Below are 15,377 nucleotides of genomic sequence, written 5' to 3'. Positions count from 1 at the left end.
GTATTTTGCCAAGCCTGTCCCCTCTCTCCCTGGAACATGTATCGGTTTGGCAAATTGTGCAGATTTTAGCGCGGGCACGTGCACGCGGATACCCAAAAAGAACAGACCGCCGCTTTTCGCTGCCAGCGGTCTGTGAATCCTCCGCCGGGAATTGCCCGCCTATCTGCGGATTGCTTCCAACTCCTTAGAAGCCCACGCCAATCATTTTATCATCTCATTTGTGGGTTTTCAAACCAAAATTATTAGAAACGCCTTGTTTTGTATATATGCACAGTTTTAGATGTCGTTATTTGTGCAAAAGAGAAAGGCTCTGCTACAATTTTCATTGTACAGAGCCTTTGATATTGTTCAATTTGCCGAAAAATTCGACCAGTTCCGCAGTTACTTGCCGAGCAGCTCTCGCTCAATGCGCTCACGCGCGGCAGGCGCCTGCTCGTTCATTTTTTCTGGGAAGCCGAAGTAGGAAACGCAGGCGATATTGTCGCCGCCAACCTTGGGCGCATCCTCCTTGAGCTGCTTGTTCGCGAAGTCCATTTCGCGCAGGGTCTCAAAGATACCCGGGAAATCGACATCGCCCTCGCCCATCGCAAGATGCTGGTGCACGACCGCGTCCTTTTCGCCCAGCCAGGGCGGATTGACGATATAGCGGCAGTCCATCGTCTGGTTATAGGTGTCTGCAAACAGCACGTGGGTCAACTCGTCGCCCGCATACTGCAGCATATGGCGCACATCGCCTTTGCCCTTGTCGTAGAAAAAGCCGTGCGGAGACGAATAGACGTAGCCTAGGTTTTTCGACCGGAACGACTTGACCATGTCGCAGGTCTCGTCGTTGAGTTCGCAGAAATCGTATGGGTGCGACTGGATCTCAACGCGGATGCCCTCTTTTTCAAACAGCGGCAGCAGCTCCTCCATCGAGCGGAACCACATGCCGTTGCAGATCTCCTGCTGGTTGGGGTCGCCCGAAAGCTCGGTGTTGATGACCTGCACGCCCATGTTAACGGCAATCTCCACGATTTTCTTCCAGTTGGCTACTGCGTGCTGGCGCTGCTCCTCGGTCGGCCCCGACCAGCGGTAAACCACGATGAACGAGGAGATCTCCACGCCGGTTTCAGCCAGAGCCTTGCGGTATTCCTGCTCGCACTCCTTGGAGAACAGCGGGTGCTTATAGAAGGGGTTTATGCGCGGATGCGGGGACTGCTCAATGTACTTGTAGCCCCAGTCGGCTACCTGATGCACCATGTCACCTATCGGCATCTGCTTGGCGAGCACGTCAACGTCGAATGCAATTTTCATATTTGTTTTCCTCCTTACATGGGGTTTATCCGGTTTTGTTGCCTTTATTCTAACAAACAGCGGGAATCCGTCCAACCCCCAAACCGCTCGTTTCATTGATATTTTCGCTCATTTTCCCTTGCCTTTTGTCATGCGTCCGGTATAATAAATAAAAAGGGGAGGGCTGCGTTATGGATATTCACGAACCCGGCGTTTTGAGCCGCTCGGTGCGGTATTTTTTCACACCTTCCTCGCTTGCTGAACGCCTGTTTTTTTATCCGACCCGCGTCGGCCATTATTACTGCGGCAGGCAATACCGCTTCGGCTGGCAGTGCGAAGTGGCGCGCGAGGCCGGCCACCATTTAAACTTCATGCTGTTCCTTGTGAGGCGCGGCGCGCTGGAGCTGAATGTGGAGGGCGTTTCCTGCAGAGCCGAGCCGGGCGGCCTAGCACTGTTCGACTGCAAAAAGCAGCATGAATACCGTGCAGCGGGCGACGATTTGGAGTTTTACTGGCTGCTGTTCAACGGCGTGCAGGCCGAAGCGTTTTACCGTCAAATCCTTTCTTTGCACGGCGGCAGCCACGTTTTTCCCTCTGCCGACCCTGCGCAGACCCGCCTGCTGTTCGACCGTCTGATTACCTACGGCGAGTTTCAGCAGCGCGTGCCCGAGCACGCCTGCTCGGAGATCATCTACACGCTGCTGTGCGAATTGCTTGCCTCCAGCGCCGATACCGCGTGCGACACACCGGTCGGCCGGTCGATCGCTTTCATGGACCGCCATTTTGAAAGTGAGCTTTCGGTCGAGGAGGTTGCTGCGCACGTCGGCCTGAGCAGCTCGCACTTCACCAAGCTGTTCCGCGCCCGCACCGGCTATTCGCCCTATGAATACATCACACTGCGCCGCATCGACCGCGCAAAGTCCCTGCTGCTCTCGACCGGTCGCACTGTTCGCCAGATTGCATTCGACACGGGCTATAACAGCGAAGAAAATTTTATCCGCGCGTTCAAAAAGAAAGTCGGCGTGTCCCCCACCGGGTTCCGCCGTTACCCAGTATGACAAAAAGCCGCCGCATCGAAAAAGATGCGGCGGCCTTTCTTCTTTATGGCGCGTTATAAAAACCGTCCGGACGGTTTTTGCCGCCGAACAGATGCGCGTACTGCATAATACGGTAATCGGAAAGCGCCGGCTCGTCCCCTACGGTGGAGGCGTCGTGCCACGCGCCGTCCACGGTGAAATATCCATAGCTGTTGATGCGCGGCACGTTCTCGTGCGCCGCGAGCCGAAGCTGATCGTAGCCCGACAGGCCGCAGCCCAACTTATCCAGCGCGTAAGCCGCCAGGTAGTTGTCGCTGATCTGTACGCCCTGCTCTTCCTCGATATCATAGTTGGCCCAGATGAAAAACGGGGTCTGCAGCTTCCTCTGCTTGGATTCACGGGTGCGTGTCTCGTCGGTATCGCCGAACAGCGTGTCGTAAAACGTGCTGTCCACATTGGGCTGGTGGTCTCCGAAGAAAATGATCGCTGTCGGCTCGTCCACCGCCGAAAAATACTCGATCAGCTCACGAACCGCGTCGTCGCTGTAACGGAGCAGTGACAGATACACGTCAACGTCCGGGAATTGCCCCTCGTACTCCCCAGTCAGCCAGATACGATCCTCGTAGTTCGGGTAATCTGCGGGCTCATAGCCGCCATGGTTCTGCATCGTCACGTTGAACATGAACAGCGGCTTTCCCGGCTCCTTATTTTCATACAGCTCATAGATTTTTCGGTAATCCTCGCTGTCGCTGATGCGGTAGCGTACACGTTCTGCATCGGCGGCGAAATCCTCCTCATATAACTGCCGCGCAAAACCAAACCGCTCGTAGACTCGCTCGCGGTTCCAAGAGGACGCAAGATAAGGGTGCATCGCTACGGTATCGTAGCCCTGCTCCGCAAGCCTGGACGCGAGCGACGGCATCTGCTGCTTGATATACATTTGATAGGGGGAACTGGAAAACGGCAGGAAGCCGATCGTATCCCCTGTTAGGAACTCAAATTCGGTGTTGGCCGTGCCGCCGCCGAACGTCGACACGAGCAGGTTTCCCGTGATCGTGTTTTCCATGCCCGCCATACTGCGCACATAGGGCATATAATCCTCGTTCGTCTCAAAATCCTCGATCACGCGCAGATCGGCAAACGATTCATTCATCACAACGATCAGGTTGGGCTGCTGCACGCCCGCCTCGCCCGTGTATTCTGCGGCGATCTCCCCGATACGGTCGGCGCCGTAGCCCTCCGGCTTCTGCACGACCGTGTTGGCCGCGCAGCGCAGGAAATAAAACAGCTCGCTGTATGACCGGCTCGATTGCCAGAAGCCGATGCCCGTACCCGTAATTTGCAGACCGCCGAACACGCACACGGCAAGCACAGCCGCGACCGGCAGTGTCCACAGCCGTCCGACACGCCATTTGCGCCGCATCAGGCAAACGCACGCGCAAAACAGCACAGCGGCGGCAGCTACGTGCAGCACAGACAGCTCTACCGGCGCGGAATACCCGCCCGAGACGCTGAGCGCCGTGCGCAACGCCAGCACGTCGCTCAGCATGACCGGCGTGCCGCGAAACAGCATCACATAGTGGTCGATCAGCAGATACACGAGGAATATCCCCTGCCCGATGCAGACCGCCAAATGCGCGCGCCCGCACAGCAGGTAAAGGATCAAATAGACCGCCAGATAACACAGCAGCCCCTGCCAGATCGATTTCTGCATGCCGATGCTCATGCCCTTGACCGCATATTCGGTCAAAATCAGGCTGACCGTCGAAGCGGAAAGCAGCAGCAGCAGATCATGCACAAGCAGCTCGGGCAGCTTTGCCGCCTTCCGCGGCCGCAAAACGAGTGGGAGCAGCACCAGCAGGCCGAGCAGCGTGCCCGTCAGCTCCCAGAGCGGGAATGTGCCTTTTTTCAGCAACGGCCAGACGAGCGCGAGCACCGCGGCCGATAGCAGTACGGATACCGCCGTGCGCTGCCAGCCCTGTTTTTGCGCGCCGGTCTCCTCTTTCATATAATCCCTCCTAGCCAAAGGAACCACCCGGTTTCCGGGTGGTTCCAAACCGTTTGCGCGGGGTTATTCTTCTGTCTTCTCCATGCGGGTGACCGCGATGGAAAGCTCGTCGAGCTGCTTTTCATCGACCGTATCCGGGCAGCTCATCATCAGGTCGGATGCGTTCTGCACCTTGGGGAACGCGATCACGTCGCGGATGGAATCCAGCCCCGCGAGCAGCATGCACAGCCGGTCAAGGCCATAAGCCAAGCCGCCATGCGGGGGCGCGCCGTAGGAAAATGCGGTGATGAGATGGCCGAACTGCTCTTTCGCTTTTTCCTCCGTAAAGCCCAAGGCGCGGAACATACGGGTTTGCAGCTCGCTGTCGTGAATGCGGATCGAGCCGCCGCCGAGTTCGCAGCCGTTTAAGATGATATCATATGCCTTGGCGCGCACCTTTTGCGGCTCGGTCTCCAAAAGCGCGATATCCTCGTCCATCGGTGCGGTGAAAGGGTGGTGCTTGGCGACGAGGCGGTCTTCCTCCTCGGAATACTCGAACTGCGGGAACTCGGTGACCCAGAGCAGCTTATAATCGTCCTTCTTGGCAAGGCCGAGACGCTTTGCCAGCTCGCAGCGCAGCGCGCCGAGCGAAACGAGCGCGGTCTCCTCCGAAGCGTCCGCCACAACGAACAGCACGTCGTTTTCGTGCATATCCGCGCGTTCCTTGATGGCGGAAACCTCATCCTCGGTGAGGAATTTGGCGAACGACGAGGTCATCGACCCGTCGGCGGCCAGTTTCATCCAGGCAAGGCCCTTGGCGCGGTAGGTCTTGACAAAATCGGCGAGCTTGTCGATCTCCTTGCGCGGGAATTTGTCGGCATAGCCATTGATATTAATGAGACGTACAGTGCCGCCCGCTTCGACCGCGCCCTTAAACACACCAAACTCACATGAAGCGGCGATATCCGAAATATCACGGATCTCAAAGCCGAAACGGGTGTCCGGCTTGTCCGAACCAAAGCGGTCCATGGCCTCACGCCATGTCAATCGCGGCAGCGGCAGCTGGATGTCCACATCCAGCACGTCCTTAAACACGCGCGCGAGGAAACCTTCGTTGACGGCAATCACGTCGTCCTGCTCAACAAAAGACATCTCGAGGTCGATCTGGGTAAACTCGGGCTGGCGATCGGCGCGCAGGTCCTCATCGCGGAAGCAGCGGGTGATCTGCATGTAGCGGTCGACGCCGGACAGCATCAAAAGCTGCTTATACTGCTGCGGCGACTGCGGCAGCGCGTAAAATTTGCCCGGATGCACGCGGCTGGGTACAAGATAATCGCGCGCGCCCTCGGGGGTCGACTTGGTAAGCATGGGCGTTTCGATCTCAAGGAAACCGTTTTCGTCGAAATAATTGCGCGCGACCTGCGTGACACGGTGGCGCAGCATCATGTTTTTCTGCATCGACGGGCGGCGCAGATCCAGATAGCGGTACTTCAGGCGCACCTGATCGCCGACTTCTTTCGTATCATCAATTTCAAAGGGCGTAGTCTCGGCCTTTGAAAGGATGCGGATTTCCCCGGCAATGAGCTCGACCTCGCCGGTCGGCATTTTCTTGTTCACTGCGGCTTCGTCGCGCGCGGCAAGCGTACCGCGCACGGCCACTACAAACTCCGTGCGGCAGGTAAAGGCAATATTGAACAAATCGGCATTGACCGATTTGTCAAACGTGCACTGGATCACGCCCGCGCGGTCGCGCACCAGCAGAAACAGCACGCCGCCGTTATCGCGCACGCGGTCGACCCAGCCGTTGACCGTGACCGTCTGCCCCGCGTCCGCAAGGCGCAGTTCGCCGCACATATGCGTGCGTTTCATGCCGGTAAGAGAGGTTTCCATCATAACTCTATCATTCCTTGTTTTTGATTTTTATCGGTCTACGATGACTGTGCCCGCGTTTTTCGCGGCAAGGCCGTCCCGGATGCGGGAAATGGCCCCGTCCAGCGGCACGCTTGCCTGCTCGCCCGTCTCCATGTCCTTGACGGCATATACGCCCCCGGCGATCTCATCTTCCCCGAGGAAAATAACATACGGGATGCCCAGCTTGTCCGCATACCCGATTTTTTGCTTAAACTTCTTCTGCTCGCCGTAAAGCTGGACGCGCAGCCCCGCTTCGCGCAGGCTGGTCGCCAGTCCGATGGCGGGCGCAAGGTCTTCGGTCATCGGCAGGATGAGCACGTCCGCGGGCGCGGTGTTCATCTTGTCGTTCAGGTAGCCCTGCTCGCCCAGTACATAAAACAGCCGTGTCAGGCCGATCGAGATTCCTACGCCGGGAAGCTGCTTGTCGGTATAATATTCCGCCAGGTTATCGTACCGACCGCCCGAGCAGATCGAGCCGATTTCAGGATGATCGAGCATAGCGGTCTCATAGACCGTGCCCGTGTAATAATCAAGCCCGCGTGCGATGGTGAGGTCGATCTCAAAGTGATCGTCCGGCACGCCGAACGCCGTCATATACCGCGCGACCGTGGAAAGCTCATCCGCGCCCTGGTCGAACACCTCGTTCCTGCCCTTATAGCGCGTAAGCGCGTCCAAGATACCAGCGGTGCCGCCCGGCGTCTGGATAAACGTGAGCAGCTCGTCCGCCGCGCCGCCCGGTACGCCAAAGTCCCCGGTGAGGATGTCCTTTACCTTGTCCGCACCTATTTTTTCGAGCTTGTCGATGGTGCGCATCACGTCCCCGCTCTTTTCCGTCAGCCCCAGAATGGCAAAAAAGCCGTTCAGCACCTTACGGTTGTTTAGGCGGATCTTAAAGCGCGAAAGGCCGAGCGAGGTGAACGTTTTATAGATGATGCTGGGCACCTCGGCCTCATTGATGATATCGAGCTTGCCGTCGCCGATCACGTCGATATCCGCCTGGTAAAATTCGCGGAACCGGCCGCGCTGTGCGCGTTCGCCGCGGTAGACCTTGCCGATCTGGAAGCGGCGGAACGGGAACGTGAGCTGCCCGTAGTTCTGCGCCACATATTTGGCGAGCGGAACAGTCAAATCAAAGCGAAGGCTCAGGTCGCTGTCGCCTTTGGAAAAACGGTAGATCTGCTTTTCCGTCTCGCCGCCGCCCTTGGCCAGCAGCACCTCGGAGGATTCGATCAGCGGCGTGTCGAGCGGATAAAAGCCATAGAGCGCGTAGGTTTCCCGCAGTGTCTGCATGATGCGCTCCATCTGCATCTGCGGCGCGGGCAGCAGCTCCATAAAGCCGGATAACGTTCTGGGTTTGACCTTTTCCATTGTCAGTCTCCTCTAAACAAACGAGAGCACCGAACGACCCATTGCAGGCATCCGGTGCGTCCTTCGTGTTTTTTCTTATTTCATATTTTTGGGATTGACGATATTGCGCCAATCCAAATCGCCGCGGTCGAGACCAAGGATAAGCATTTCGGCGGTCGCCGAATTGGTCGCGATCGGGATATTATGCATATCGCACAGACGCGAAATGGCGTGCACGTCGGGTTCATACTGCGAGTTGGACATGGGATCGCGGAAAAACAGCACGAGATCGATCTCGTTATAAGCAACGCGCGAGGCAATCTGCTCCTCGCCGCCCTGCATACCTGCGAGGCATTTATCGATCTTGAGGCCGGTGGCCTCCTCGACGAATTTTCCGGTCGTGCCGGTCGCCGTGATGCTGTGCTTTGCCAGGATGCCGCAGTACGCCATGCAGAACTGAACCATCAGTTCCTTTTTGCGGTCGTGTGCGATGAGCGCTATGTTCATTTCCATCCATCCCCTTCCGTATCCAAAAACCAGTCAGCGGGGGTCAAAATTTCATCAGCGGCACCCGCTCGCCGCCCAGCCGGCGGGCGATGTTCCGAAAGGCACGCGCCGCGCCCCCCTGCTTTTTCTCAAGAATGCTGATGCCGCTATTCCCACAGCCGATCATATCTTCGTCTTCGGGAACGATTCCGAGCAGTGGCAGACCCGCGGAATCCATCGCGTCGTCAATATTGGCGGCCTGCCCACGGGCGATCATGCGCGGACGGACGCGATTGAGTATCATACGAATCCGGGCGATGCAATATTCCTCCTCGAGTTTTCGCGCGCAGCGTTCCGCACCGCGGATAGAGGCGCTGTCCGGCGTGGCGACCACGACGGCCTGCATCGCGATATACGCGAGAAATGAAAGCTCGGCGGGCAGCCCGGCGGGCCCGTCGATCAGCAGATAGTCGAAACCGGCCTCCTCCGCCTGTACGGCAAGCTGCTCCATCCCCCGCTCGGAGAGCGCGGGAAGCGCGACCGGCGCGGTCAGAAGAGACAGCGAAGCATATTGGGGGTGGCTTGCGGCAGCGTCCTGCAGCGGCACTGCGCCGCCCGCGACATCCGCAAAAGAATAAACCACGCGATCGGACATGCCAAGCGCAAGATCCAGGTTCCGCAGGCCGCAGTCGCCGTCAATCAGGAGCACGCGGCTGCCGCCCTGCGCGAGCGCCGCGCCGACGCCGGCGGTAAACGAGGTTTTGCCTGTGCCGCCCTTGCCGGATGCAACCAAAATGACCTTCAACAACAACGCCCCCGAAAAAAGATTTCTCTGGATAGCATTATAAACCAGAAACCCACAATTTACAAGCGTTTGTCCAAATTTTCTGCTTAAGAGATCATGCTGTTCTCCACCGGAACGGTTTCCACCTTGCCCTGTTCCGCTTCGGCGTCCGCGGCGTTTTTGAAGTAGACATCGAGGATGTCCCGTACCACCGGGGCGACCGACGAACCATGGTGCGCGGCCTCGCCGACAACGCAGACCGCAATCTGCGGATCGTCAAACGGGGCGAATGCGATGAACACGCCGTTATCCCGCCCTTCCACGCTGGTCTGCGCCGTACCGGTCTTGCCGCCGACCTTGATCGGGTAATCCGCGAACACGGTCGCCGCGGTGCCGCCCTCGGCGGTAACCTCGGCCATGCCGGTCATGACCAGATTGTAAGTCGTATCGGAAAAATCGATCGTGCTCAGGATTTCGGGGTCGTCGCTCTCGATGACCTCGGAATAATCATAGCTTTTGATATTTTTGACCAGCGTCGGCTTGTACAGCGTGCCGTGGTTGGCCACTGCTGCCATGTAGTTGGCGAGCTGGAGCGGTGTGAACCAGTTGTCCGACTGTCCAATGGCGGCCTGCACATCGTCGCCGCCCTGCCATTCGCGCAGCGACGGGTCGTTGTCGAGCATTTTTTCACGCGTTGTCGGACCGGCGGCCTGACTCGAAAGCGTCTCGCCGACCTCAATGTCGGTTACCTTGCCAAGGCCGAATTTGTCGCACCACTTTTCCAGCCGCGCGCCGGTCAGCTCCTTACCGACGTTATAGAAATAATTGTTGCATGAATATTTGATCGCGCCCGTCACGTCCAGCGTCATAGGCTGCTCATGGTTCTGGCAGAGGAACTTCTGGCCGCCGTACTCGAACACGCCGGTGCAGGTGAATGTGGTGTTGGCGTCAATCACGCCCTCCTCCAGCGCCGCGATCGCGGTGAGGATCTTGAAAGTCGAGCCGGGCGCGTACAAGCCGCTCGTCGCGCGGTTGTTAAAGACATTGCGCGGGTCATCCAGCAGCTGGTTGTACGTATCGACGTCCTTATTATAGGTCGCGAGGTCAAACGTCGGATAGGACGCCATAGCAAGCACCTCGCCCGAATTGATATCGAGTGCGACCGCTGCACCGCCGTAGCCGTACTGCGAAATGTTTTCAGCCAGCGAGTCCTCAGCAGCCTTTTGCAGGTCGAGGTCGACCGTCAGCACGACATTGTCGCCTGGTTCGGGCGCGTAAGCCCCGGTCTGTTCGCTGACCGCGTCGCCGCCTAGGCTGGTCTCGACCGTCCGCGATCCCGCCGTGCCGTGCAGATACGGTTCGAGTGCTTTTTCAATGCCTGTTTTGCCGATCGTGTCGTTCATCGTATAGCCGGCCTTGTCCTTATATGGCCCGCCGCCCTCCGTACCGTTCCACTCGGTATCATACATCGGGCCGACCGTGCCAAGCAAATGCGCGGCGTAGGTTGTATCGTACTGGCGCACCGCCTCGGTCTCGACCTCAACGCCCGCATAGTCCTTATGGTGTTCCTTGATCCAGGCGATCAGGTCAATGGATACGCCGGTCGCCAGCGTATAGTTTGAGCGCATGGAAAAACCCGCGCGGTACATGCTGTAATAAATGCCGATGACCGTGCGCGCGTCCTCATCAGAAAAGCTGTCGGGCAGCTTAAGATAAGTGCGCATCGCGCCAAGAAACTCCGGCGCCGTAGCCGCCGCGCCGACCAGCAGCTTCTCCTCACTGGCAGTCTGGTATTCGGTCAGCTTCTGGCGTTCCGCGTCCGCCGCTTTGCCAATGTATTCATAGGGCGCCGCCGTTGTGATCGGCAGCAAATCCTGCACCGCGCCGCCGTCTGCCTTGACCCGGCTGGCAAGGTCGAGCAACCGCTCAAACTGCCCCTCTTTTTCCCATGCGGAATAAACCAGCACCAGGGAAAACGCCGCCTTGTTGGTCACGAGCGGGCGGCCATAGCGGTCGAGGATCTCGCCGCGCGCGGCGGATACCGTCGACGTGGTCGTTAAGTTTAGGGCGGCGCGTTTGACATAGTTTTCGCCGTTGACAAGCTGGAGCGAAACGAGCTGCGCGCCTGCAAGGCCGCAGCATAGAAGCGCGAGCAGCGCCAGTACCAGCAGCCGCGAAAGCAGCTGATTTTTGTTCATCATAAGGGAATCCTCTTTTCAGTCGGTCAGCGCGTATCGAACCGGCGGCTGATCTTGCTCATCGGCCAGTAAACGATAAAACAGAAGATGCAGGAGAGCAGCGCCCCGCCAAGCACCTGCTGCAGCACCAGCGGAAACGACGCGCCCTTCATCGGCAGCAGGTAGGCAAAGAAACGCGCCAGACCGAGCAGGATCATTTCCGCGCCGGTCAGCAGCACCATGGACAGATAGTTCCGGCTGAGCGTCAGACGGCTCATCGACCCCGCGATCAGGCCGAAGATCAGGAAAAAGATCGGGTAGATCCCATCCACCCCGATAAAGCCGACATCGTAAAACACGCCGACCGCAAGGCCCATGATCACGCCCTCCGCCGGCCCATCCAGCAGCGCCGCCGCCGCAACAAAGCACGGCAGCAGATCGAGCTGGAAGCCGCGCACCACAAATGAGCGGCTCAGGCTCGACTGCAGGGCGAACACCACCGCGAGCAGCAAAATATAAAGAATGATTTTAGGAATGGAAACCTGTTCTCTTTGCATGTGCTTACTCCGTAATATTAAACGAGGTGATGATTGAAACGTTGGTCACCATGTCCACATTAACAAAGGGCTTGATGACCGCGTAATACGAAATACCGTTTTCCTCGGGCAGCACGCTTTCGACCGTGCCGATCATGATGCCCTTGGGGAACACGCCGCCGCCGCCCGAGGTCTCGACCGTATCGCCGATGACAACATCCGCGTTTTCCTTTAAGTATGACAGGCGCAGATTGCCCTCGGTCATCAGGTCGTAATTGCCCTCGGCGATGGCCGCCTCACGGGTGCGCGTCACAAGCGCGCCGCACTGCATCTCGATATCGACCACCGTGGTCACTTCACAGTAGTTGGGCGCGACTTGGCTGACATAGCCGACCATACCGTCCTCCGTCTGCACCATATCGTTGACCTTGACGCCGTTCGAGGAGCCCTTGTCCAGCGTGAGCGTGGCCGCCCAGTCTCCCGGGTTCCTCCCGATGACCTCGGCGGTCTGGAGCGTCAGGTCGCGGCTGCGCGCAGGCATCCCGGCCTGCTGGCGAAGCTGTGCGTTTTCCTCCAGCGCGACCGCCGCGTCCCGCACCTGCTGCTCCATATCACGCACCTGTTTTTTGAGCTGCTCGTTTTCCGCCTTGAGCTCGTCAAATTCAAAAAAATAGTCGTGGCCTTTGCCGAACAGCCCGCCAATGCCCGAACCCACCTTTTGCAGCGGGGTCGTCACAATGCCGACCAGCTTGGACACCGGCGACGCGTTGCCGGTCACCAGGCTATACAGCGCGCTCAGCAGGCAGATCGCGACCGCGACCGCGACGCCGATAAAAAACCGCGAGGTGAAATTTCTTCTTCGCAAGGGTCCGTGTCTCCTCTCTTGTCCCGGGCAGACGGCGCGTCAAACCGCGCCGATCTCCCGCAATATCCCGTTAAGCCCCGCCACCGGCAGGCCCATTACGCTGTAATAATCGCCCGCGATGCCCTCGATAAGCAGCGCGCCGTGTCCCTGGATGCCGTAGGCCCCCGCCTTGTCAAGCGGCTCGCCCGTAGCGAGGTAAGCGGCAAGCTCATCTTCCGCAAAATCGCGGAACATAACGCGCGTGCGCGTGCAGAGCGTGCGCGCGCCGCCGTCCGGCAGCAGTACGGCTAACCCGGTCAGCACCTCGTGCGTGCGGCCCCGAAGCTGCCGCAGCATTGCGGCGGCGTGCTGTGTGTCGCGCGGTTTGCCGAGCGCGGCATCGTCTATGGTGACCAGCGTGTCCGAACCGATGCACACCGCGTCCGGGTGCTTTCTTTGCGCAGCTTCAGCCTTGAGCACCGAAAGGCGCACGACCTCGTCCGCCAGTTTTTCGCCCGGACGCAGGGTCTCGTCCGCGTCCGCCGGGCAAATGGTGAAATGCTTTGTTATCAGGCTCAGCAGCTCCCGCCTGCGCGGCGAGGCCGAGGCCAAAATAAGTTCCATATCTGTTATTCGACTCCCCGATGATATAATCCCTTGGTGAAATCGCCCGCCAGCGGCTCGTCCGCAAGAAACGCCCGCGCGATGCGCGCGCATTCCTCCGGCGGCTCGATGGTGAACTGCAGCCGGGCATGGGTCACGCCCAGCTTAGCAAGATCCTCCCGCAGGCAAAGCGGGCGGTTGCCCAGCAGGGTGTTGCGGCAGCCAAATTCCGGCAGCAGCGGAAACGCTTCGCCCTTGCGGTCTGTCAGGACAGTCACGCCGTTTTTGCAGGCGCATTTCCCTCCGTGCTGCCGCCGGATGGCGCAGTTTTCAAAAACCATCAGCGGCAGGCGGCCATAAACGATCAGTTCGGTCTCAACCGGCTTTTGCATATCCCGAATCTGTGCGAGCCGCGCCTCAAAGGACAGCGTTTGGCGTGAAACGCCGCAGCCCGCAAGCGCTGCCAGCGTTTCACTGTTAAACGCATTCAGCCCAAAATCGCCGTGCACGGAAAGGCCCAGCCGTTTTGACAGTTCCATTTGTCCCAAATTGCCGATCAACACCGTGCTTGTCCCGTTTTGGCGTGCCTTTTCCAGCATCTTCTCGATCTCGGGCTGCTCCCGGTCAGAAAACACGCGCGGCAGCACCGCGGGCTGCCCGGTCTTTGCGGCGATGTCCAGCGGGACATACACCGTTTGCAGCCCCAGTCCCCGCAGGGCGTCGGCCTGCGCTTTGGTGCGCACCGAGGCGGTAAAGCCGCAAAACGGGCGGCATGCAGGTTTGGACGCAGCCGATTCCCATTCGTTCCATTGCCGCGCGGGCGGCGCAGCCCGGCGCGCGAGCAGCGTTTGCAGCGCCTCGCGCCGCAGCGCGTTGAGTCGCGAAGCCGGGATCATCAGGCCGTCCGCGAGCTTGATATGCGTTTCTTTAACAAAAAACGGCGTACCGCCGGTTTTTTCAAGCGATTTTTGCACGCTTTCCGCCGTCGCCGGGCGATTCTGCGCCCGCTCGACGGGTGAAACGTCCATGACCGTCACGCCGTCCGTCTCGCCGTCCCACGCGTTCAGCAGCAGGCCGGTCTCGTCCGCCGTCAGCGACAGCGACACCGGCACGAGCGGCGCCTCCCTGCCCTCCGCAAAGCGGCGCGCGGCCTCGTCGTACAGCGTCTGTACTTCATGTAACGGCACGTCGGTCTTTACGCCGAACATCGCGCCGCCTTTTTGTCCGGTCAGATACCCGTCTGTAAAGCCGTCGCGCGAAAACACCTTTTGCAGAGTTTCGCGCTCAATGGGGGTAGGCCCCCTGTGCTCGCGGAGCAGTCCCGCGTAGATCTGTGTTACAATGGCGGTATATTCCGGACGCTTGAGCCGCCCCTCGATCTTGAGCGACGATACGCCCAGATCGGCAAGCTCGCTCACATGATCGGCAAGCGCAAGATCCTTGAGCGACAGCGGATAGCCCCCGCTGTACGGCAGCCTGCACGGCTGCGCGCACAGCCCGCGGTTGCCAGACCGCCTGCCGATGACCGAGGAGAGATAGCACTGCCCTGAATAGCACATGCACAGCGCGCCGTGCACAAACACCTCGGTCTCGATCCCGGATTTCTCCGTGATGAGCCGTATTTCATCAAGGCTGCATTCGCGGCTTAAAACGACCCTCGAAAACCCGAGTTTTTTCGCGGCCACCGCGCCGTCGAGCGTGTGCACGGTCATCTGCGTCGATGCATGCAGCGCAAGATCGGGCGCGTGCTGTTTCAGCAGCCGCGCCAGCCCCAAGTCTTGTACGATCAGCGCATCCGCGCCGGCCTCATATAAGAATTTCGCGTCCTCAAGCGCCGGTTCCAGCTCACGGTCCCCTGTCAGGATGTTAAGCGTCAGGTTCGTTTTCACGCCCCGGGCGCGGCAATAAGAGATGGCTTCCGCCATCTCCTCCCGCGTAAACCCTTTTGCACCGCGCCGGGCGTTAAACGTGCCATAGCCCATATAAACCGCGCCCGCGCCCGACTGGACGGCGGCGCGCACGCCCTCGATTGAGCCGACCGGGGCGAGCAGTTCTGGAAAACTCATTTGCGGTGCTGGTTGTTATTATGCGGGTTTCGGCTGCGCTCCAACTGGCTGCGCAGCGCCTCGTTCTCGCTTTCTGCAACGCGCAGCTTGGCTTCCGCGGCCTCGGCCTGCTTCTTGGCCTTGATATACTCGTCCGCTAAATTGACGGTGGCAAGCGCCAGTGAGCGCGTTGTCGCAAATGCGGCTGAGCCGCCGCATTCCGCGATGGTCTGCTGCGCGAGTTCGGCCACCTCGTTCATATATTCCTCGGACTCTTCGGCCAGCATGGTATAGTGCTGCCCTGCGATCTGGATCGTGACACGGTTTGGCATAGCGGCCCCTCCCTTT

General features: G+C 59.1%; 13 protein-coding genes. 1 reads left to right on the top strand and 12 read right to left on the bottom strand.

Annotated elements, in window-relative coordinates; translation table 11 throughout:
• Positions 1-381 precede the first annotated feature (381 nt).
• Positions 382-1,293 (bottom strand): sugar phosphate isomerase/epimerase family protein, encoded by a 912-nt coding sequence (locus SO058_RS06415; RefSeq protein WP_320842162.1) that lies wholly within the window; start codon positions 1,291-1,293, stop codon positions 382-384.
• A gap of 170 nt (positions 1,294-1,463) precedes the next feature.
• On the opposite strand from SO058_RS06415, the gene SO058_RS06410 reads away from it, so the two are divergent.
• Positions 1,464-2,330, top strand: a complete 867-nt coding sequence (locus tag SO058_RS06410; protein WP_320842161.1) for an AraC family transcriptional regulator — start codon at positions 1,464-1,466, stop codon at positions 2,328-2,330.
• Positions 2,331-2,373: 43 nt separating this feature from the next.
• Here the strand turns inward: SO058_RS06410 and SO058_RS06405 are convergent, their stop codons facing one another.
• The 11 genes from SO058_RS06405 to SO058_RS06355 form a co-directional block, all read right to left on the bottom strand.
• Positions 2,374-4,317, bottom strand: a complete 1,944-nt coding sequence (locus tag SO058_RS06405) for an LTA synthase family protein (protein ID WP_320842160.1) — start codon at positions 4,315-4,317, stop codon at positions 2,374-2,376.
• A 63-nt stretch (positions 4,318-4,380) separates the two neighbouring features.
• Positions 4,381-6,186, bottom strand: a complete 1,806-nt coding sequence (aspS, locus tag SO058_RS06400) for an aspartate--tRNA ligase (protein WP_320842258.1) — start codon at positions 6,184-6,186, stop codon at positions 4,381-4,383.
• A 30-nt stretch (positions 6,187-6,216) separates the two neighbouring features.
• On the bottom strand, positions 6,217-7,575 hold the full coding sequence (gene hisS / locus SO058_RS06395) for a histidine--tRNA ligase (protein WP_320842159.1): 1,359 nt from the start codon (positions 7,573-7,575) through the stop codon (positions 6,217-6,219).
• A 75-nt stretch (positions 7,576-7,650) separates the two neighbouring features.
• A complete protein-coding gene (locus SO058_RS06390) occupies positions 7,651-8,061 on the bottom strand; it encodes a methylglyoxal synthase (RefSeq protein ID WP_320842257.1) in 411 nt (136 codons plus the stop codon).
• Positions 8,062-8,104: 43 nt separating this feature from the next.
• Positions 8,105-8,845 carry a nucleotide-binding protein gene (locus SO058_RS06385; RefSeq protein ID WP_320842158.1) on the bottom strand — a complete coding sequence of 247 codons (741 nt, stop codon included), beginning with the start codon at positions 8,843-8,845 and terminating at the stop codon, positions 8,105-8,107.
• Positions 8,846-8,931: 86 nt separating this feature from the next.
• Positions 8,932-11,025 (bottom strand): penicillin-binding transpeptidase domain-containing protein, encoded by a 2,094-nt coding sequence (locus tag SO058_RS06380; protein ID WP_320842157.1) that lies wholly within the window; start codon positions 11,023-11,025, stop codon positions 8,932-8,934.
• Between the two features lie 23 nt (positions 11,026-11,048).
• On the bottom strand, positions 11,049-11,558 hold the full coding sequence (gene mreD, locus SO058_RS06375) for a rod shape-determining protein MreD (RefSeq protein ID WP_320842156.1): 510 nt from the start codon (positions 11,556-11,558) through the stop codon (positions 11,049-11,051).
• Between the two features lie 4 nt (positions 11,559-11,562).
• Positions 11,563-12,402, bottom strand: a complete 840-nt coding sequence (gene mreC / locus SO058_RS06370) for a rod shape-determining protein MreC (RefSeq protein WP_320842155.1) — start codon at positions 12,400-12,402, stop codon at positions 11,563-11,565.
• Positions 12,403-12,441: 39 nt separating this feature from the next.
• The gene (locus SO058_RS06365) at positions 12,442-13,005 is read right to left on the bottom strand and encodes a Maf family protein (protein ID WP_320842154.1); all 564 of its coding nucleotides are present in this window, start codon (positions 13,003-13,005) and stop codon (positions 12,442-12,444) included.
• 5 nt (positions 13,006-13,010) lie between these two features.
• Entirely contained in the window at positions 13,011-15,050 is a 2,040-nt protein-coding gene (locus tag SO058_RS06360) for a U32 family peptidase (protein WP_320842153.1), read from the bottom strand.
• Positions 15,047-15,361 carry a cell division protein ZapA gene (locus SO058_RS06355; protein ID WP_320842152.1) on the bottom strand — a complete coding sequence of 105 codons (315 nt, stop codon included), beginning with the start codon at positions 15,359-15,361 and terminating at the stop codon, positions 15,047-15,049. Before SO058_RS06355 ends, SO058_RS06360 begins: the two co-directional genes overlap by 4 nt.
• Between the last annotated feature and the right edge of the window lie 16 nt (positions 15,362-15,377).

The sequence above is a fragment of the Agathobaculum sp. genome (assembly GCF_034098985.1).
Lineage (GTDB): Bacteria > Bacillota > Clostridia > Oscillospirales > Butyricicoccaceae > Agathobaculum.
Note: the sequence above shows the minus strand (reverse complement) of the source record. Positions and strands in the feature narration are given on the sequence as shown.

Excerpts from the sequence above, each read along its gene's own strand:
- SO058_RS06365 (WP_320842154.1), bottom strand. The coding sequence starts at position 13,005 with ATGGAACTTATTTTGGCCTCGGCCTCGCCGCGCAGGCGGGAGCTGCTG.
- SO058_RS06360 (WP_320842153.1), bottom strand. The coding sequence starts at position 15,050 with ATGAGTTTTCCAGAACTGCTCGCCCCGGTCGGCTCAATCGAGGGCGTG.
- SO058_RS06415 (WP_320842162.1), bottom strand. The coding sequence starts at position 1,293 with ATGAAAATTGCATTCGACGTTGACGTGCTCGCCAAGCAGATGCCGATA.
- SO058_RS06405 (WP_320842160.1), bottom strand. The coding sequence starts at position 4,317 with ATGAAAGAGGAGACCGGCGCGCAAAAACAGGGCTGGCAGCGCACGGCG.
- SO058_RS06410 (WP_320842161.1), top strand. The coding sequence starts at position 1,464 with ATGGATATTCACGAACCCGGCGTTTTGAGCCGCTCGGTGCGGTATTTT.
- aspS (WP_320842258.1), bottom strand. The coding sequence starts at position 6,186 with ATGGAAACCTCTCTTACCGGCATGAAACGCACGCATATGTGCGGCGAA.
- hisS (WP_320842159.1), bottom strand. The coding sequence starts at position 7,575 with ATGGAAAAGGTCAAACCCAGAACGTTATCCGGCTTTATGGAGCTGCTG.
- SO058_RS06380 (WP_320842157.1), bottom strand. The coding sequence starts at position 11,025 with ATGATGAACAAAAATCAGCTGCTTTCGCGGCTGCTGGTACTGGCGCTG.
- SO058_RS06390 (WP_320842257.1), bottom strand. The coding sequence starts at position 8,061 with ATGAACATAGCGCTCATCGCACACGACCGCAAAAAGGAACTGATGGTT.
- mreD (WP_320842156.1), bottom strand. The coding sequence starts at position 11,558 with ATGCAAAGAGAACAGGTTTCCATTCCTAAAATCATTCTTTATATTTTG.
- SO058_RS06355 (WP_320842152.1), bottom strand. The coding sequence starts at position 15,361 with ATGCCAAACCGTGTCACGATCCAGATCGCAGGGCAGCACTATACCATG.